Raw genomic sequence first — 17,804 nt, 5'->3', positions numbered from 1 at the left:
GCCCGGTCTAGCAGAAGCTTCAACCAACCTCAACCACAACTTTGAAATCACCAGTCGCTTGACGAGATGGTTGAGTAATGGTTGACTTCCCGGGAACCATGACAGAGTTCGATTATATCATCATCGGCGCCGGTTCGGCAGGCTGCGTGCTCGCCAACCGGCTGAGCGCCGATCCCGATGTTTCCGTCCTCCTCATCGAGGCCGGCGGCTGGGACCGCGATCCGTGGATCCACATCCCGCTTGGCTGGGGCAAGATCCTGCAGCAGCGCCGGCATGACTGGATGTATTTCTGCGAGCCCGAAGCCAATGTGAACAACCGCAAGGTCGAATGCGCGCGCGGCAAGGTGATCGGCGGCTCGTCCTCGACCAACGCCATGGCCTATGTGCGCGGCAACCGCGCCGATTACGACGCCTGGGCCGAGATGAGCGGGCAACCGGGCTGGTCCTATGCCAAGCTCCTTCCCTATTTCAAACGCCAGGAAAGCTGGGAGGGCGGTGACAGCGCCTATCGCGGCGGCGAAGGCCCGGTCAGCACGCAATTCTGCAAATTCGCCGATCCTCTCGTCGATGCGTTCGGCGAGGCCGGCAAGAGCGCCGGCTTCGGCTGGACCGATGACTACAATAGCGAAAGGCAGGAAGGCTTCGGCCGCCTGCAGATGACGATCGGCAAAGGCCGGCGCAGTTCCTCCGCTACCGCCTATCTGCGCCCCGCCCTCAAGCGGCCCAATCTCACAGTAATGACCCAGACGCTCGTCACCCGGCTCCTCATCGACAAGGGCCGCGCCTCGGGCGTCGAGGTCGCCGACGCGCATGGGCGGCGCGAGGTCCGGGCGACGCGCGAAACCCTGCTGGCCGGCGGCGTCGTCAATTCACCGCAACTCCTCATGCTGTCGGGCATCGGCGATCCCGAGCAACTCGGCCAACATGGCATCAAGACGCAGGTGGCCCTCCCCGATGTCGGGCGGCACATGCAGGACCACGTCTCGGTGATCCTGATGTACAAGCGCAAGACGCCGGGTCCCTTCCACCGAATGATGCGTTATGACCGCATCGGCCTGGCGCTGGCGCAGGCGCATCTCTTCGGCACCGGCTTCGCCGCCGACGTGCCGGGCGGCATCACCGCCTTCCTCAACAGCGGGCAGAGCGCGGTGCCCGACGTGCAGTTCCTGTTCACCGCCGCGACGCTGGCCGCGTGGCCCTATTTTCCCCCCTTCAAGCAGCCCTTTCAGGACGGCTTCGCGACCCGCATCGTTCTGGTCAGGCCGGAAAGCCGCGGCGAGATTCGCCTCGCTTCCGGCGACGCGACGGCGGCGCCACGCATCCATCAGAATTTCCTCGCCACCGACAAAGACTGGAAAGGGCTCAAGGCGGGCGTCGAGATGGCACGTCAGGTGGCGTCCCAGCCAATGATGCAAGGCTTCATCGCCGCCGAGCTGACCAAAACCGATATCGAGGAGCATATCCGCGCCACCTCGATTACCGTTCATCATCCGATGGGCACCTGCCGGATGGGTTCGGTTGTCGACAGTGAACTCAGGGTGAAAGGCATCGACGCGCTGCGTGTCATCGACGCCAGCGTGTTTCCTGGCGGTATCTCCGGCAATATCAACGCTGCCGTCCTGGCTGTCGCCGAACGCGGCGCAGATCTTGTGCTTGGTCGCAACCAACAAGCTTGACGGTCGAACCTGGTTGGAATACGGTTTCAACCAGGCGATACCCAATCAGAAGAATTCGCAAACCAAGGAGGAATGAATGTCAGGCGCAAAATCAGCTGCACTTCCCAATCGCGACGCGGCCTTGCGCGGCCTCTATGACGACGTTGCCCGCGGCAACATGTTTCCCTTCTGGGCAACGTCGAGCGATGTCGAGAATGACGAGATCAAACAGCTCATGGGCACCAAGAAGGCGGTGCCCCATATGTGGCGCTACAGCGAGGACATCGAGCCGCTGCTCCACCGCGCCGCCGAACTCATCAAGATGGACGATTCCGAGCGCCGCTCGCTGATCCTGATCAATCCGGGCCTGGCGCCCAAGCGCGCCACGGTTTCGACCATGTACACGGCCTATCGCCTCAACGACCCCGACGAGATCATGCCGCCGCACAAGCACTCGCCGAGCGCCATCCGCTTCGGCCTCACCGGCAAGGGCAATTTCACCGGCGTCGAGGGCGAGAACATCACTTTCGGCCCGGGCGACATGGTGCTCACCCCCAATGACACCTGGCATAATCACGGCACGGTTGGCGGCGAGCCCGCGGTAAATCTCTCAGTGCTCGATCTTCCGCTCGTCGAAACGCTCAACGCCATCCATTTCGACCACAACTATGCCGAGCTCGAAGACGGCAAGATGGTGAAGAAGAAGGAGCAGACGGCGCGTTATTCCCCCGACTATTCCCAGCGCATCTATGGCGAAGGCGGGATACTGCCGCGCTTCGCCGACCACAAGCGCGGCTCCGGCCTCTCCTCCCCCATGTATGTCTATCGCTGGGAGCGTATGGAGGAACTGCTCGACCGCCACAAGGACTGGGACGGCGATCCCTATGAGGCGCTGCTGGCCGAATATGTCGATCCGACGACCGGCCAGCCGGTGTTCCGGACCATCACCTTCTTCGCCCAGATGCTCAGGCCCGGCGAGAAAACCCTGCCGTTGCGCCAGACGGCGAGTCTCCTCGTCGCGCCCTTCCGCGGCAAGGGATATTCCATCGTCGACGGCCAGCGCTTCGACTGGAAGGAGTTCGACACGCTCGCAGTTCCGGGTGGCGCCTGGTGCGAACATGTGAACACCTCGGACAAGGATCCCGTCTTTCTGTTTGTCGCCAGCGACGAACCGACGCTCAAGGCCCTCGCTCTCTACAAAAAATGGGGACGGGACAAGGCCGGCGACATGGTGCGACTCGTCTGACGCGGCCGTCGAGGTGAGACGGAGCAGCCGGATTTAGAACGCTGTGCCCGTCTCGCCGACCGGTTTCCTACAGAAATCTCCAGCAGGGATCCCTCCGTGCAGAGTTCACACAAAACCACGCAGATAGCACATATCGAGTGTCCTGGCGGCGGCCAGGTCTGGGTCGACGGCACGACGCTTTACATCGGCCATATGCGGGCACCCAGCGGCACGACCATCGTCGACATCGCCGATCCGCGCAATCCCAAGGTGCTCGCCGTCGTCGAGGTGCCATCGGGCTGGCATTCGCACAAGGTGCGCGCGCAGAACGGCATCATGATCGTCAATCACGAAAAGCTCGGGCAGGACGGGGCCTGGGAATTCGGCGGCGGGCTCGGCATCTATGACGTGTCGAAGCCGGCCAATCCGAAGCAGATCGGCAAATGGGTCACCGGTGGGCGCGGCGTACATCGCTACGATTTCGACGGTCGCTACGCCTATATCTCGCCGACCGTCGAGGGCTATGTCGGCAATATTGCCATGATCCTCGACCTCATCGATCCCACCAAGCCGGTCGAGGTGGGCCGGTGGTGGATCCCCGGGCAATGGCAGGCCGGCGGCGAGGAATATCCCTGGGCCAACTGGACCCAGCCGCGCTGTCATCATCCGCTGCGCATGGGGAACCGGCTCTATGTGAGCTATTGGCATCATGGACTCTTCATTCTCGATATCTCCGACCTGTCGAAGCCGGTCGCCATCGCGCATATGAATACGAGCCCTGCCTTCCCGCATCCGACCCATACCTGCCTGCCGATGCCGATGCCGCTCAAAGGGCGCAACATCATGGTGGTGGCCGACGAGGATGTCGCCAAGCTGCGCCCTTCGGCGCCCGCTTTCACCTGGATCTACGACATCACCGAGGAACGCTGCCCGGTCCCGATCGCGACATTCCAGGTGCCGGGCCTCGACAAGGATGGCGCGCCGCAGCCACCGATGATGGGCTGCCACCAGCCTTCCGAGCGCTTCAAGGGTACCGTCATCCCATTCGCCTGGTTCGCGCAAGGCCTGCGCCTCGTCGATATCGCCGATCCTTTCGCGCCGAAGGAAGTGGGCCATTACATGCCCGACATACCTAAGGGCGCGGAGATGGCGTCCTCCAACGATGTCACCATCGACGACCGCGGCCTCGTCTATCTGATCGACCGCATTCGCGGTGTCGACATCATCGAAACCAGCGTCATGTGACGGAGAAACGATGAGCAAGAGCACAGCCAAGCGCTACCCGATCGGCACCAAGAATCCCAATTTGCCCTTCCATCCGGGCGTGAGGGTGGGCGATCTCATCTTCGTGTCGGGTCAAGTGGCGAAAGATGCCGACGGCAATATGATCCACGGGACCATCGAAGAGGAAACCCGCGCGACCATCCTCGCCATCGAACGGGTCCTCAAGGCCGACGGCGCCAGCCTCGACGATGTCGTGCGGGTCTGCACCTATCTCGAGGACACGAGAGATTTCGGGCGCTACAACAAAGTGTTTGGCGAGTACTTCAAAAATCCGGCGGGCCTCGCCCGCACGACGGTCGAAGCGCGCGCCGTCATCAGCACCAAGATCGAGATGGACGCCATCGCCTATTGTCCGAAAGAAGACAAATAGCATGGCACACGCCCGCCCCGTCCTCAGAGCCGCCCCGGTTTCGTCGCCCGCCGCGACGCGCCAGCAGGCACCGGCCCATCTGATCGCGGAAGGTGTGGCGGTCGACTTCGATCTGGGCGGGCGCAGCCAGCGCGTCCTCAACGACATCCATCTCGGGATCGGCAAGGGCCAGCTCGTTTCGCTGGTCGGACCTTCCGGTTGCGGCAAGAGCACCCTGCTCAGACTGTTTGCCGGGCTGATGAAACCGAGCCTTGGCAAGATGGAAGTCGCAGGCATGGCCCCCGCGCAAGCGGCACGCCGCAAGCTCATCGGTGTCGCCTTTCAGGATGCGACGCTGCTGCCGTGGAAAACCGCGCTCGACAATGCTGCCTTCCTGCTCGAGACCGCCGATCCGTCACTGCCGCGCGCCGAAGTGCGTCAGCGTGCTCGGCACAATCTTCATCTCGTCGGCCTCGCCGGGGCTGAGGCCAAACGTCCCTCGCAGCTGTCGGGAGGCATGCGCCAGCGCGTCGCCATCGCCCGCGCACTGACCCTCGATCCCGAAGTGCTCCTGCTCGATGAGCCTTTCGGCGCCCTCGACGCCATTACGAGAGAAGAGATGGGCGCTCTCCTTCTCGACATCTGGCAGCGCACCCAGAAGACTGTCCTACTCGTCACTCACGCCTTTGACGAGGCCGTTTTCCTGTCAAGCGAGATCCATGTGATGGGAACCGGCCCCGCCCGCATCATCGAGACGATCGTCAACGACCTTCCCTATCCGCGCGATGCCCAGATCTATCGCGATCCGCGCTTTGCCGCCCTCGAGGCGCGACTGCGCGAGTTGCTGGTCAAGAGCCATAAGGGGAGCACCTGACATGATCACGCAAGCTCTTCCCGCTCCGCGACTCTCGCGTGCCGTCATCGACATAACGCCGGCGTTGCTGCTCGGGTTGGCCTGCCTAGTTGTGTGGGAAGCCGCCATCTGGCTGTTCAAGGTCGAGCCCTATGTGCTTCCCGCCCCCTCGGCGATCGCCGCGGTAATGGTCGAGCAGTTTCCGGCGCTTGCCGTGGCGGCCCTCGTCACCGCCGAGGAAATCCTGATCGGCTTTGTACTCTCGGCCATCACCGGCGTCGCCGTCGCCATCGTCATCGTCCGCTTCGAGACTTTCGGCCGGGCGCTTTATCCGCTGATCGTACTGTTCCAGAACGTGCCGAAAGTGGCGCTCGCCCCGATCTTCATCCTGTGGTTCGGGTATGATCTCGCGCCCAAGGTGTTGCTCATCGTCGTCATCGCCTTCTTTCCGGTGGCGATCGGCATGCTGTCGGGACTGCAATCGGTCGACCCTTCGCTCGTCTCCCTCATGCGTTCGGTCGGGGCCAGGCCCGGCACTATCTTGAAACGCGTGCGCCTGCCGCATGCTTTGCCGCAGCTGATGGCCGGCCTCAAGGTCGCGGTAACGCTGTCCGTCATCGGCGCGATTGTCGGTGAGTTCGCGGGCGCCTCGGCCGGACTCGGCTATCTCATCCAATTCGCTTCGACCCAGCTCGAGACGGCGCTCGTTTTTGCGGCGATCCTGGTGGTCTCGGTCCTGGGTCTCGTCTTCTATTATGTGGTGGAGGTGGCAGAACGTATCCTGATCCCGTGGGCGCCGAAATTCGCCGACGTGGACAACAGGTAGATCGGGGGTAGATTATGAAAACGAGACTGAGACTGGCCGCCGCAACGCTCCTCCTCCTCGCCGCGACGGCGGCGGCGAAAGCCGCCGATGAGGTGAGCGTGCAGCTAGACTGGGTGGTTCGCGGCAATCACGCGATGTTCTTCGTCGCGCGCGACAAGGGCTACTTCAAGGACAATGACATCGAGGTGACAGCCATCCGCAAGGGTACCGGCTCGGTCGATGCGCTACGCCTCGTCGGTGCCGGCAATGCCGAATTCGGTTTCGGTGATCTGCCGACGCTGGCTGTCGCCCGCTCGCAGGCGGTGCCGGTCGTGGCGCTCGCGGCGGTCAATCAACGCAGCCCCATGGGCATGATCGCGCTCGCCAAGACCAAGACACTCTCGAAGCCCGAGGATCTCAAGGGCCTCAATGTCGGCGTGCATACCGCAGGCTCGACCTATGTGTTCCTGCGCGCCTTTCTCGCCGCCAATGGCATGAGCGAGGCGGACATCACGAAGAATACCGTCTCGCCCCCTTACGAGAACTACCTGCTTCTCGGCCGCGTCGCGGCGGTGCCCGGCTATATCGACGCCGAAGTGCCGGAGTTGGAGGCCAAGGCCGGCGGGCCAGGCTCGCTCTCGATCATCATGGGCGCCGACTGGGGTTACAATGTCTATGGCTCGGGCCTCTTCACCTCAGAAGCGGTGATCAAGGAGAAACCCGAACTGGTCGGGCGCTTCACTGCCGCCTATCTCAAGGCCTTCGCCGACGTCATCGCCAACCCGGGCGAAGCTGCCGACATCATCATCAAGGCCAATCCCGAATATGCAGGCAAGCGCAACATCCTGATCAAGCAGCTCGAGGCCGATATCAAGTCGACCTTCTTCAGCGCCGAGACGGCGAAGGACGGGATCGGTGCGATGACGCTCGACGCCTGGAAAACAACCGCCCAGACGCTGCGCGAGCAAGGTGTCATGAAAAAGGATATCGATCTCGAGGCCGTCTTCACCAACCGTTTCGTCCTCGCCGCCGACCCCTTGAAAAAATGACGGCGGACACCGCAACGCAACCAACGAATGAGGCATCACATGATCAAACTTCTCGGCCGCCAGACATCGGGTAATGTGCAGAAGGTCATCTTCATGCTCGAAGAGATCGGCAAGCCCTATGAGCGCGAGGATTACGGTCGTCAGTTCAACAATACCCAGACGCCCGAATACAAGGCGCTCAACCCGACGAGCAAAGTGCCTACCCTGGTCGACGGCAAGACGGTGATCTGGGAATCGAACTCGATCCTGCGTTATCTCGCCGCCGCCTATGCCCCGGCTCTGACAGGTGCCACGCCGGCGGAGCGCACCGAAGTGGAACGCTGGATGGACTGGCTTCTCGCCGCCGTCAATCCGGCCTATCTCACCGCCTTCAAGGACTCGAAGAAGCCGGCCAATGAGCGCGCGCCCGATTACGACTCGCAGATCAAGGAGTTGCTCGCCCAAATGGCGATCCTCGATGCGCATCTCAAAGGCAAGTCATTCGCGGCGCTGGAGAAACTCACCATCGCCGATATCGCGCTGGCCCCGATCATGAAGCGCTGCCTCGACTTCCCGCTTGAACGTCCGGCCTTCGCCGAGCTCGACCGCTGGATCAAGGCCATCGGCGAGCGCGCCGCCTTCCAGATCGCGATCGGCGCCAAAGAGAAGAAGGCCGCCTGATGAAGCGCGTCGCCGTCATCGGCCTGGGAACCATGGGACCGGGCATCGCCCAGCGCCTGGCGCGGGGCGGGCTCGTGGTTACCGCCTTCGACACGCAAGACGACCAGATCGAGAAGGCGAAGGCGATGCTTCCCTTGATCGCCGGCGCGCTCGACCGGCTCGGTATCACGCCGCAGCCCGGCGGCGAGGTGCGTTTCACTGCCTCGCTCGCCGATGCCGTCAAGGACGCCGACCTCGTCATCGAAAACGTGCCGGAGAAGATCGAGATCAAGGCGGAAGTCTATCGCGCCTTGGATGGGCTTATCGGCCCGAACACACTGGTCGTCTCCGATACGTCGGGCATCCCTATCAGCACGCTACAGGAGCATATCTCGCATCCCGAGCGCTTCTGCGGCATGCATTGGTCGAACCCGCCCCATATCATCCCGATGATCGAGGTCATATCGGGGGCGAAGACCGCGCCCGAAACGGCGGAAGCCATCGTGGCGCTGATCGAAGAGCTGGGCCTGCTGCCGGTCGTCATCAACAAGGACGTGCCGGGCTTCGTCGAGAACCGCATCCTCTACGCCCTGCTGCGCGAGGCGATCGATCTCGTCGAGGAAGGCGTCATCGCGCCGGAAGCGCTCGACACCTGCGTCTCCTGGGGCATCGGCTACAAGCTCAGCGTCATCGGGCCGATGGCGTTGCTCGATGTGGCGGGTCTCGACATCTATCATTCGGTGGCGAGCTTCCTCAATCGGGAGCTGTCCGCCCGCGCCGATATCGCCCCCTTCATCACCAAACGGGTCGACGAGAAGCGCCTTGGACTCAAGACCGGCGGCGGTGTCTATGCCTATACGCCCGAGCGCGCCAAGGAACTCATCGCTGAACGGGCGCGCAAACTCGTCGCGGTGCGCCGGGCGCTGGAGGAGAGGGACCCGTCATGACGCATCAGCGGCAGACGAGCCGGTCCGTTGCGCTCACGCAAGTGAGATCGGCCGCCTTGCCTTGCGCCAGGGTCACGACGCTGCGGCTCTCCCAGCTATTCCCGGCGAAGCCGCACCAGGTCATCTGCACGGCCATGCGGTCGCCAGCTTCGTTGAGGAGATACAACGCGCCACTCGCAGGGTCGCGCCAGAAGCTCACGGCGATCCTGGCGCCGGGCGCCGCCCTGCCGAGCTCGGCGGAATACCAATGGGCGAGCGACACCGAGCAGCTGATCTCGCGCGTGGCGGTGTTGCGCGCGACGAACGGCGTCTCGATGAGGCCTGCCGAGCCACGCTCGACGGCGCCGGCATCGGGGACCGTGAGAGTGAAAGCGAGAATGAGAGCGAGGAGAAGTTTGGATTTTGCAGTCATGGCGAGCTTCGCTAGAAATGCGACACTCTAACATGGCTGCCGCCTGGAAGTGAATGGACGACAAGTAAAACCGATAAGACAAATGGAGGAAACATCATGCGTGCATATTGGAGGAAGTCGTTCGGCGCCTTGACGATGCTGGCTCTGCTCGGCACGGCGAGCCTCGCCGCCGAGGTGAAGACCATCGCCATCCTCACCCCCGAACAGGGCAATGACTATGGCTGGAACCAGCAAGGCATCGACGCCGCCAAGGCGGCGGGCGAGAAGGCCGGCGTCAAGGTGCTGGTCGCCGAGGGGCTGGGCTACGGTGATGTGCGCCCCAGCCTGCGCGAGCTCGCGGGTGAAGGCGCCAATCTGCTGATCGCCCATGCGAGCGGCTATAACACCGCCGCTCCCGAGATCGGCACCGAGCTCAATGTGCCGGTGGCGATCGTCGACATGCCCGATGCGATGAAAGCGGGCAAGGTTGCCGACTACACGTTGAGCGGCCATGAAGGCGCCTATCTCGCCGGCCGTCTCGCCGCCAAGATGAGCCGCAGCGGCACCCTCGGCATCGTCGTCTCGGGCGAGCCGCCGGCCTGGAACGCGCAAACGGCAGCTTTCGCACAAGGGGCGAAGGCCGAGAAGGAGGGCATCAAGATCCTCTATGCGGTGATCGGACCTGCCGCCTATGGCGATGCCGCCGGCGGCAAACGGGTGACCGAAACCGTGATCGCGGCCGGCGCCGACATCATCTTCGGCCAGGGCAACGGCTCGAGCTTCGGCATGCTGCAGGCGGTCGAAACTACGAAGGCCGGCGATGGCGGCAAGGTCTATTTCATCGACGTGATCGGCGACAAGACACCGATCAACAAGGGCTTCCTCCTGTCGTCGGTGCTGTGGAATCTCGAGCCTGTCTATGAGGCGATGATCGCCGATCTCAAGGCCGACAAATTCGGCACGAAGAACTATTCGATCGGGCTCGCCGACAATTCGGTGAAGCTGCTCAGGACTCCTGATATCTCCGACCAGGTGTGGGGCGAGATCGAAGCGGTGCGCGGCGACATCGTGGCCGGCAAGATCAAGGTCGAGCCGGTCTGGGATGCGACGAAGCTCCGCGAACTCGTGACCGCCGTTCAGTAAGCCATGCGCGCCGGCCTGCACTCACAGGCCGGCGCCCTTCATCATCGTGACGGTAAACACCATATCGACGTCCCTTCCCGCGGCCAAAGATCCCGCGGCGGAGAAGCCCGTCGTCGAACTCGTCGGAATTTCGAAGCGTTTTCCCGGCGTCGTCGCCAATGACAATGTCAATCTGGCGCTGTGGCCAGGTGAGGTGCATGTGCTCCTGGGCGAGAACGGCGCCGGCAAATCGACGCTCATCGCCATCCTGTCGGGCCTGCAGCAGCCGGATGACGGCCATATCCTGATCGCCGGCGAGCGCCGCCAGATCACCTCGCCGCGCGCCGCCCTCGGCCTCGGTATCGGCACGGTGTTCCAGCACAATATGCTGGTGCCGAGCCTCACGGTCGGTGAAAACCTGCTGCTCGGCGGCGCCTGGTGGAAGAAACCCGGGCTGGCGGGTCTTGCCCGGCAGCTCGCCGATCTCAAGGCGGATTTCGGCCTCGACGTGGCGCTCGATGCGCGCGCCGGCGACCTTTCGCTGGGCGAGCAGCAGCAGGTCGAGATCGCCCGCGCCCTCCTGCACAAGAGCCGGGTCCTCATCCTCGACGAAGCGACCTCGATGATGACACCCGACGGCATCGAACTTCTCGGCGCCTTGATGCGCAAGCTCGTCGCCTCGGGACTGGCGATCGTCTTCATCACCCACAAGCTGGACGAGGCGCTGCGCTTCGGCGACCGCATCTCGATCCTGCGGCGCGGCCGCAAGATCGCCAGTCTCGCGCCAGAGCGACTCGCGGTCCTCGACCGGGCACAGGCACGGCAAGAGATCATTGCGGCCATGTTCGCCAACCAGGGCGAGAAGACCGACAGACCGGCCCCGGCACCGCGCGCCGCGGTCGGCGCCGAGACCCTGCTCGAGGTGCAAGGCCTGGCCATCGATCCCGAAGCGGGCCTGCCGGGCCTCCACGACATCGATCTCGCCATCCGTGCGGGCGAGATCCTGGGCATCGCCGGCATCGACGGCAATGGCCAGAAGCAACTGGCAGAAGCGATCGCCGGCCAGCGCCCGATCGCTGGCGGCTCCATCCGGCTCGCGGGCGACCCCGTCGGTCATCTGCCGGCAGGCGCGCGCCATCGCCTGGGTTTGCGTTACCTCACCGACGACCGACTGTCGGAAGCGACCGTCGCGTCCTTCCCGCTGAGCCTCAATCTGCTGCTCAAGACCATCGGCCAGGAGCCCTTCTGGCGACGCGGCGTCGAGCAGCCCGACACGATCGCCGCCTATGCCGAAGAACAAGTGGAACGCTACGACATCCGCACCCCCAGCATCCAGACGCCGATCGGCAAATTGTCGGGCGGCAACATCCAGAAAGCGCTGCTGGCGCGCGAGCTCGCCGGCGAGGCGCGGGTCATGATCTTCAACAAGCCGACCTACGGCCTCGATTTCCAGAACATCGCGCTGTCGCGCGCGCGCATCCGCGAGACCGCGGCCAAGGGGCTTGCCGTGCTTCTGATCTCGACCGAACTCGACGAGTTGCTCGAACTCTGTGACCGCATCGCCGTGATGACGCAGGGGCGGATCGCCGGCATCGTCACGAATGGCCCGGAGGCGCGCTGGGAGATCGGCAATCTCATGGTGGGCAAGGCGGTATGACCGACGACATGCAGGCACTGCGCACCACACGACTTGCGAAACCGCGCTTCGGCCTCGACGCCTGGACCAGCCTTGCGGTGGTCACGCTCGGCCCGATCCTCGCCGCCTTCCTCCTCTGCGCTCTGGCCCTCCTCATCGCCGGCCACGATCCCCTGGCCTATTATCTCTATGTCGCCGAGCGCGGTGTGTTCTCCGCCCAGGGCCTGCAGCAGACGCTCACGCGCATGGCGCCGCTCCTGCTCCATGCCGCGAGCCTCATCATCGCCTTCAGGGCCGGCATCTGGAATCTGGGCGGCGACGGGCAATTCCTGCTCGGCGCCGTGATGGCCGCGGCGCTGGCGCCGGCGCTCATCACCGTAATGCCCGACTGGGTCACGCTCATCGCCTGCATGGTGCTCGCCATGCTGGTGGGCGCCTTGTGGGCGCTCGTCCCGGCCCTGCTGCGCGCCTATCAGGGCGTCAACGAGATCATCACGACCTTGATGATGACTTTCCTCGGCACCTCGCTCGCCAATGTCCTGGTCAAGCTCGCTTTCCTCGATCCCGCCACCACTGTGCCGCAGACGCGCACCTTGCCCGTCGAAGACCGCCTGCCCTGGATCTCTGGCACCACGATCACGAGCGGCCTTCTCATCGGCCTTGCGGCGGTGATCGCAGTTCATGTCGTCATGACGCGCACCGCTTTTGGCCTCAGGCTGCGCGTGGTGGGTGCCAATCCCAAGGCGGCACTGCATGCCGGCCTGCCGGTGCCGCTGCTGACCGTCGCCGTGTTCTGCCTCTCGGGGGCGCTGGCCGGGCTCGGCGGCGCGGTCGACATTGTCGGCGTCTTCGGCAATGTGCGCGCCGACTGGAATCCAGCCTATGCGCTGGCCGTCGTGCCGCTCGTGTTCCTCGCCCGCTTCAACGGCTACGCGGCCATCGCCTTTGTGTTCTTCTACGCCGTGCTCGAGATCGGCGGCGAGAGCGCGGCACGGCGCATCGGCGTGCCGCAGCATTTCACGCTGATCCTCGTCGCCACGATGTTCATCCTGCTGGCGCTCGCCGAATGGCTCGACCAGCGGCGGCGCGCCCGGGAGAAAAGCTGATGGACGCCCTCCTCACCACTGCCTTCCTCACCGCGCTCATCAGCGGGGCGGTCACCGCCGGCATCCCCCTGCTCCTCGCCGGGCTCGGCGAGCAGATGTCGGAAAAGGCCGGCGTCCTCAATGTCGGCATCGAAGGCATGATGCTCACCGGCGCCTTTACCGGCTTCTTCGTGGCCTATGCAAGCGAGTCGATCGCCTGGGGTTTCGTCGCGGGCGCACTCGGCGGCCTCGGCGTCGCGCTGCTTATGGCGCTTCTTTGCGTGCGGCTTGGCCTCAATCAGATCGTCATCGGCATCGGCCTGACCCTCGGCTTCGAGGGCATCACGGCGCTTCTCCACTACAATCTCTTCGGCCGCACATATCCGCGCCTGCCGGCAGTCGAGACATTGCGCATTCCGGGCCTTGCTGACATTCCTGTCATCGGTCCCGCCTTCTTCGACCGGCCGGTCATCGTCTATCTGGCCGTTCTGCTGGTGCTGGTGATGAGCTTCGCCTATCGCCGCACCAATCTCGGGCTCTATCTGCAAGCGGCCGGCGACAAGCCCGCGGCGCTCGACGTCACCGGCGTCGACGTCACGCGCATTCGCACCGCCGCGGTCCTGACGGCGGGCGCGCTGGCGGGGCTCGGCGGCGCCTTCCTCGCCCAGGTGGGCGCCGGTCTGTTCGTGCCTTTCATGACCAATGGCGCCGGCTTCATCAGCATCGTGCTCGCCATGCTGGCGCGCGGGCGGCCCTTCTGGGTGCTCGGCGGAGCGGCGATCTTCGGCGCCTGTCTGTCGCTCACCACCGCACTTCAGGTCGCGGGCGTCAATGTGCCGACCGATGTCATCCAGATGATCCCCTTCGCAGCGGTGATGGCGGTGCTCATCATCTTCGGCCGCAACGCCCATCTGCCGGCGGCGCTCGGCATTCCCTATGTGCGGGGCGCGCGGTGAGCATCGGACCGAAAAGTGCGAAGCGGTTTTCGGATGATCCGATGCGGAGAAATGAGACTTGGAGGGCCGGCGAAGCCGCCGGCACTCAACACAAAATAAAAGTGGAGGAAACACAATGACCGATACCAAAGTCTATCTGCTGGATGGCGGCTCGCTCGTTCTGGACGGCTTTCATGTCTACTGGAACAAGGGGCCGGGCGGCGAGATCCGCTTCCCCGTCTATTCGATCCTCGTCGAGCACAAGGATGGCCGCTTCCTGATCGACACCGGCTATGACTACGACCATGTTCAGAAGGTCCTGCCTTTCGAGAAGCCCATCCAGTCGAAGGACCAGACGATCCCCGGCGCCTTGAAGCTCATCGGCCTCGAACCCAAGGATATCGGCGTCGTGGTCAATTCGCATTTCCATTTCGATCATGTCGGCGGCAACAAATACTTCCCGCATGCCAAGAAGATCTGCCACAAGGCGGAAATCCAGCAGGCGATGACGCCCGAACCCTTCGAGGTGCTGGGCTATTCGGATCTGAGCTTCTCGGCCGCCGCCGCCGAGGCGCGCAAGACCACGGCTCAGCTGCTTGCCGGCACGACCGTCGCCAATTCGACCTTCGAAGGCGTGGAGGGCGATGTCGAGCTCGCCAAGGGCGTAAAGCTCATCTTCACGCCCGGCCATGCGATCGGCCACTACAGCCTGCTGGTCGAATTCGGCAGCCGTAAGCCGATCCTGTTCACCATCGACGCCTCCTACACGAAGAAGAGCCTCGAAATTCTTTGCCAGGCGTCCTTCCATATCGATCCGAAGGCCGGCGTCGCCTCGATGCGCCGACTGAAGCAGCTCGCCGCCGATCGCGAGGCCGAGCTCATGTATTCGCACGATATGGGCGAGTTCCAGACCTATCAGACCGGCACGAAGTTCTACGGCTAGATGGCAATGAAGCACTTCTCCCAACATCCTCATGCTGAGGTGCCCGGCGCAGCCGGGCCTCGAAGCATCAATGAGGAAAGAGCGACGAGGTTGAAGCACACCCTTCGAGGCTCCCCCGGCTCAAGGCCGGGGTCGCACCTCAGGGTGAGAGTTTGGGATCAAGTTGCCCCCCGTTGCGCACTAGCGCTCAGCTCAGAGGAAACAACCATGGCAGAGAAACTGAACTGGCCCGTCTTCACCCTGACCTCGGGGCCGGTCGATGCTTACCCCGCGGTGCTGCGCGGCCTGGCGCGCACCGTGTCCTATGATTTCGATCCGGCGTTCCAGCAATTCTATGAAAACGTGGCGCAAAAGGCGAAGAAGGCGATGGGGCTCAAGAATGCTCCAGTGATCCTGCATGGCGAGCCGGTGCTCGGGCTCGAAGCCGCCGCCGCCTCGCTCATCGCCAAGGACGACGTGGTGCTCAATCTCGCTTCCGGCGTCTATGGCAAGGGCTTCGGCTACTGGGCCAAACGTTATTGCGCCGACCTTCACGAAGTGGAAGTCCCCTATAACGAGGCGATCGATCCTGCCGATGTCGCAAAGGCGCTGAAGAAGCGGCCCGAGACGCGCATCGTCAGCCTCTGCCATCACGACACGCCTTCCGGCACCATCAATCCGGCGGAAGAGATCGGCGCCATCGTCGCCAAGCATGGCGCCTATCTCATCACCGACGCCGTGTCGTCTTTCGGCGGCATGAAGATCGATCCGATCTCGTCGCACTCCGATATCTTCGTTACCGGCCCCAATAAGTGCCTGGGCGGCGTTCCGGGCCTGACACTTTTGGGTGTGAGCGAGCGCGCCTGGACCAAGATGAAGAAGAACGCGCAAGCACCCCGTGCCTCGATGCTCTCGATCCTCGATTGGGAGGACGCGCACCGCCATGACCGTCCCTTCCCCTTCACGCCGTCGGTCTCGGAGATCAACGGGCTCGACGCGGCGCTCGATGTCTATCTGGAAGAGGGTCCGAAGACGGTGTGGAAACGCCATGCCTTGACCGCCAAGGCCTGTCGCGCCGGCGTCAAGGCCATGGGGCTCGAGCTGTGGGCGGCGCGGGAGGAGATCGCCTCCCCCACGACGACGGCGGTGAAGACGCCGCAAGGTGTCGATGAGGCGAAACTGCGCGCCGCGGCGAGGAGCCTTTATGGCGTCACCTTCTCGTCGGGGCGCGGCGAGACCTTAGGCAAGCTCACCCGCATCGGCCATATGGGCCCCACGGCCCATCCCATCTATTCGGTCGTCGCCATCTCCGCCTTGGGCGGCGCCCTCAATGCGCTCGGCCACAAGACCAATACGGGTGCTGGCGTCGAGGCGGTGCTCGCCACCATCGGCAAGAAAATTTAGGGAGAACACGCATGAGCAAGATTCATTCGGGCAAGACCGCGATCGTCACCGGCGCGGCGCAGGGCATCGGCGAAGCGATCGCGCGACGCCTCGCCGAGGACGGCGCCCGCGTCGTGGTGAGTGACGTCAATGCGGCAGGCGCCGAGAAGGTCGCCAAGTCGCTGCCCCATGACGCCTTCGCCGTCACCTGCGACGTCTCCGATCCCGACCAGGTCACAAGATTGCATGCCGAGGTCGAGAAAAAAGCCAAGGGCGTCGACATTCTCGTCAACAACGCCGCCATCGTGCCCTTCATCGCCTGGGACGATGTCGATCTCGCCCATTGGCGCAAGCTCATCGACGTCAATCTGACCGGCGTGTTCCTGATGTGCCGGGCGGCCTCCGACCAGATGCGCAAGCTCGGCCGCAAAGGCAGGATCATCAATATCGCCTCCAACACCTTCTTCGCCGGCACGCCGAATATGGCGGCCTATGTGGCGGCGAAAGGCGGCGTCATCGGATTCACCCGGGCGCTCGCCACCGAGCTCGGCAAGCACGGCATCAATGTCAACGCCATCTCGCCCGGCCTCATGGAATCGGACGGGGTCAAAGCGAGCCCGCACAACAATGCCTTCGAGTTCGTCGGGATGCTGCAGGCCTTGCCGGGCAAGGGCCAGCCGGTCGAAATCGCCGGCGTCGCCTCCTTCCTCGCCTCCGACGACGCAAAATGGATCACCGGCCAGACGATCAATGTCGATGCCGGCATGGTGAGGTGGTGAGGGAGCTCATACGAATTTTCCCCTTCTCCCGCTTGCGGGAGAAGGAGGCTTCGCTCACAGTCTTGCACTTCGCTTGAACGGTTAGGGATATGACCTACGCCCGCTGCTTCATCTCATCGGCCAGTTCGCCATAGCCGACATAGCGATATTCGTAGTCGAGACCGAGGCGCTTGGCGGCCGCCATGGCGCGGCGCGCCAGGTCCTCGTCGCGCGTCTGGGCGATATAGACGATCTTCTTGTAGTTGCCGAAATACATGGGCAGCAGTTCTGGATGCCGGTCGAGGCCCATGCCGCTCCAGATCAGCTTGTCGAAATGGCGCGCCAGATAATCAGTGAGGAAGAAGGAGGTGATGTCCTCATCCTCTTTCGCCTTGAAGGCTTCGTTGCCGGAAAAGAAGGCATAGCAATGCGGTCCCGGAATGCGTTCGACGCCCTCCTCCGCCAGCATCTTGTCGAGCATGCCGCCGGTGCCGCAGTCGCCATAGAGGACGAAAATGGACTTGTAGTGCTCCTTGCTCGCCTGGATCTTCTCCCGGACGCCCGGCACGATGAATTGCGGTGTATTGTGCCACTTGGCCGGCAGGCAGGCGACGTCGAAGGCCTTCCAGCGATTGACCTCGATCAGGTCGACGATCTCGCGCGCCAAAGCCCCGCAGGCGATCAGAAGCACATGGCCCTGACCGTTCAGGAACTCGAACTCCTCGGAAGGTTTGACATTGACGAGTGTCATGGACAGATCCTTGCC

18 protein-coding genes are annotated in these 17,804 nt (G+C 63.6%); 16 read left to right on the top strand and 2 right to left on the bottom strand.

Annotated features, from left to right (window positions below; genetic code table 11):
• The first annotated feature begins 98 nt into the window (after positions 1-98).
• The 9 genes from G5V57_RS22515 to fhmpcd1 all read left to right on the top strand — a co-directional run bounded on the left by G5V57_RS22515 (position 99) and on the right by fhmpcd1 (position 8,806).
• Complete coding sequence (locus G5V57_RS22515) at positions 99-1,676, top strand: GMC family oxidoreductase (RefSeq protein WP_165169775.1); 1,578 nt, start codon at positions 99-101, stop codon at positions 1,674-1,676.
• A gap of 76 nt (positions 1,677-1,752) precedes the next feature.
• On the top strand, positions 1,753-2,901 hold the full coding sequence (locus G5V57_RS22510; RefSeq protein WP_165169774.1) for a cupin domain-containing protein: 1,149 nt from the start codon (positions 1,753-1,755) through the stop codon (positions 2,899-2,901).
• A 96-nt stretch (positions 2,902-2,997) separates the two neighbouring features.
• On the top strand, positions 2,998-4,125 hold the full coding sequence (locus G5V57_RS22505; protein ID WP_165169773.1) for an LVIVD repeat-containing protein: 1,128 nt from the start codon (positions 2,998-3,000) through the stop codon (positions 4,123-4,125).
• A gap of 10 nt (positions 4,126-4,135) precedes the next feature.
• Positions 4,136-4,534 carry a RidA family protein gene (locus G5V57_RS22500; protein WP_165169772.1) on the top strand — a complete coding sequence of 133 codons (399 nt, stop codon included), beginning with the start codon at positions 4,136-4,138 and terminating at the stop codon, positions 4,532-4,534.
• Between the two features lies 1 nt (position 4,535).
• The gene (locus tag G5V57_RS22495) at positions 4,536-5,387 is read left to right on the top strand and encodes an ABC transporter ATP-binding protein (RefSeq protein ID WP_165169771.1); all 852 of its coding nucleotides are present in this window, start codon (positions 4,536-4,538) and stop codon (positions 5,385-5,387) included.
• Between the two features lies 1 nt (position 5,388).
• Complete coding sequence (locus tag G5V57_RS22490; RefSeq protein WP_165169770.1) at positions 5,389-6,192, top strand: ABC transporter permease; 804 nt, start codon at positions 5,389-5,391, stop codon at positions 6,190-6,192.
• A 14-nt stretch (positions 6,193-6,206) separates the two neighbouring features.
• Positions 6,207-7,220 carry an ABC transporter substrate-binding protein gene (locus G5V57_RS22485; RefSeq protein ID WP_165169769.1) on the top strand — a complete coding sequence of 338 codons (1,014 nt, stop codon included), beginning with the start codon at positions 6,207-6,209 and terminating at the stop codon, positions 7,218-7,220.
• A gap of 39 nt (positions 7,221-7,259) precedes the next feature.
• The gene (locus tag G5V57_RS22480) at positions 7,260-7,880 is read left to right on the top strand and encodes a glutathione S-transferase family protein (RefSeq protein WP_165169768.1); all 621 of its coding nucleotides are present in this window, start codon (positions 7,260-7,262) and stop codon (positions 7,878-7,880) included.
• Positions 7,880-8,806 carry a 5-formyl-3-hydroxy-2-methylpyridine 4-carboxylate 5-dehydrogenase gene (fhmpcd1, locus tag G5V57_RS22475; protein ID WP_246737324.1) on the top strand — a complete coding sequence of 309 codons (927 nt, stop codon included), beginning with the start codon at positions 7,880-7,882 and terminating at the stop codon, positions 8,804-8,806. Before G5V57_RS22480 ends, fhmpcd1 begins: the two co-directional genes overlap by 1 nt.
• Before the next feature lie 4 nt (positions 8,807-8,810).
• On the opposite strand, the gene G5V57_RS22470 is transcribed toward fhmpcd1, so the two are convergent.
• A complete protein-coding gene (locus tag G5V57_RS22470) occupies positions 8,811-9,218 on the bottom strand; it encodes a hypothetical protein (RefSeq protein ID WP_165169767.1) in 408 nt (135 codons plus the stop codon).
• Positions 9,219-9,314: 96 nt separating this feature from the next.
• On the opposite strand from G5V57_RS22470, the gene G5V57_RS22465 reads away from it, so the two are divergent.
• The 7 genes from G5V57_RS22465 (at position 9,315) to G5V57_RS22435 (ending at position 17,059) form a co-directional block, all read left to right on the top strand.
• Entirely contained in the window at positions 9,315-10,340 is a 1,026-nt protein-coding gene (locus G5V57_RS22465; protein WP_165169766.1) for a BMP family protein, read from the top strand.
• Positions 10,341-10,386: 46 nt separating this feature from the next.
• Positions 10,387-11,976: an ABC transporter ATP-binding protein gene (locus tag G5V57_RS22460; protein WP_246737323.1), complete on the top strand. Its 1,590-nt coding sequence runs from the start codon at positions 10,387-10,389 to the stop codon at positions 11,974-11,976.
• Positions 11,973-13,061: an ABC transporter permease gene (locus G5V57_RS22455; protein ID WP_165169765.1), complete on the top strand. Its 1,089-nt coding sequence runs from the start codon at positions 11,973-11,975 to the stop codon at positions 13,059-13,061. The genes G5V57_RS22460 and G5V57_RS22455 overlap by 4 nt, the downstream gene beginning before the upstream one ends.
• Positions 13,061-13,996, top strand: a complete 936-nt coding sequence (locus G5V57_RS22450; protein WP_165169764.1) for an ABC transporter permease — start codon at positions 13,061-13,063, stop codon at positions 13,994-13,996. Before G5V57_RS22455 ends, G5V57_RS22450 begins: the two co-directional genes overlap by 1 nt.
• 115 nt (positions 13,997-14,111) lie before the next feature.
• Complete coding sequence (locus G5V57_RS22445; protein WP_165169763.1) at positions 14,112-14,918, top strand: N-acyl homoserine lactonase family protein; 807 nt, start codon at positions 14,112-14,114, stop codon at positions 14,916-14,918.
• A gap of 207 nt (positions 14,919-15,125) precedes the next feature.
• A complete protein-coding gene (gene ppaT, locus G5V57_RS22440; protein WP_165169762.1) occupies positions 15,126-16,301 on the top strand; it encodes a pyridoxamine--pyruvate transaminase in 1,176 nt (391 codons plus the stop codon).
• An 11-nt stretch (positions 16,302-16,312) separates the two neighbouring features.
• The gene (locus tag G5V57_RS22435; RefSeq protein ID WP_165169761.1) at positions 16,313-17,059 is read left to right on the top strand and encodes an SDR family NAD(P)-dependent oxidoreductase; all 747 of its coding nucleotides are present in this window, start codon (positions 16,313-16,315) and stop codon (positions 17,057-17,059) included.
• A 94-nt stretch (positions 17,060-17,153) separates the two neighbouring features.
• On the opposite strand, the gene G5V57_RS22430 is transcribed toward G5V57_RS22435, so the two are convergent.
• Positions 17,154-17,789 carry a DUF1638 domain-containing protein gene (locus G5V57_RS22430; protein ID WP_165169760.1) on the bottom strand — a complete coding sequence of 212 codons (636 nt, stop codon included), beginning with the start codon at positions 17,787-17,789 and terminating at the stop codon, positions 17,154-17,156.
• Positions 17,790-17,804: the final 15 nt, after the last annotated feature.

Source organism: Nordella sp. HKS 07 (genome assembly GCF_011046735.1).
GTDB lineage: Bacteria > Pseudomonadota > Alphaproteobacteria > Rhizobiales > Aestuariivirgaceae > Taklimakanibacter.
This window is presented reverse-complemented; position numbering and strand designations above follow the sequence as displayed.

Excerpts from the sequence above, each read along its gene's own strand:
- G5V57_RS22485 (WP_165169769.1), top strand. The coding sequence starts at position 6,207 with ATGAAAACGAGACTGAGACTGGCCGCCGCAACGCTCCTCCTCCTCGCC.
- G5V57_RS22435 (WP_165169761.1), top strand. The coding sequence starts at position 16,313 with ATGAGCAAGATTCATTCGGGCAAGACCGCGATCGTCACCGGCGCGGCG.
- G5V57_RS22470 (WP_165169767.1), bottom strand. The coding sequence starts at position 9,218 with ATGACTGCAAAATCCAAACTTCTCCTCGCTCTCATTCTCGCTTTCACT.
- G5V57_RS22445 (WP_165169763.1), top strand. The coding sequence starts at position 14,112 with ATGACCGATACCAAAGTCTATCTGCTGGATGGCGGCTCGCTCGTTCTG.
- G5V57_RS22430 (WP_165169760.1), bottom strand. The coding sequence starts at position 17,789 with ATGACACTCGTCAATGTCAAACCTTCCGAGGAGTTCGAGTTCCTGAAC.
- G5V57_RS22465 (WP_165169766.1), top strand. The coding sequence starts at position 9,315 with ATGCGTGCATATTGGAGGAAGTCGTTCGGCGCCTTGACGATGCTGGCT.
- fhmpcd1 (WP_246737324.1), top strand. The coding sequence starts at position 7,880 with ATGAAGCGCGTCGCCGTCATCGGCCTGGGAACCATGGGACCGGGCATC.
- G5V57_RS22480 (WP_165169768.1), top strand. The coding sequence starts at position 7,260 with ATGATCAAACTTCTCGGCCGCCAGACATCGGGTAATGTGCAGAAGGTC.
- G5V57_RS22495 (WP_165169771.1), top strand. The coding sequence starts at position 4,536 with ATGGCACACGCCCGCCCCGTCCTCAGAGCCGCCCCGGTTTCGTCGCCC.
- G5V57_RS22500 (WP_165169772.1), top strand. The coding sequence starts at position 4,136 with ATGAGCAAGAGCACAGCCAAGCGCTACCCGATCGGCACCAAGAATCCC.
- G5V57_RS22515 (WP_165169775.1), top strand. The coding sequence starts at position 99 with ATGACAGAGTTCGATTATATCATCATCGGCGCCGGTTCGGCAGGCTGC.
- G5V57_RS22450 (WP_165169764.1), top strand. The coding sequence starts at position 13,061 with ATGGACGCCCTCCTCACCACTGCCTTCCTCACCGCGCTCATCAGCGGG.
- G5V57_RS22510 (WP_165169774.1), top strand. The coding sequence starts at position 1,753 with ATGTCAGGCGCAAAATCAGCTGCACTTCCCAATCGCGACGCGGCCTTG.
- G5V57_RS22490 (WP_165169770.1), top strand. The coding sequence starts at position 5,389 with ATGATCACGCAAGCTCTTCCCGCTCCGCGACTCTCGCGTGCCGTCATC.
- G5V57_RS22455 (WP_165169765.1), top strand. The coding sequence starts at position 11,973 with ATGACCGACGACATGCAGGCACTGCGCACCACACGACTTGCGAAACCG.
- ppaT (WP_165169762.1), top strand. The coding sequence starts at position 15,126 with ATGGCAGAGAAACTGAACTGGCCCGTCTTCACCCTGACCTCGGGGCCG.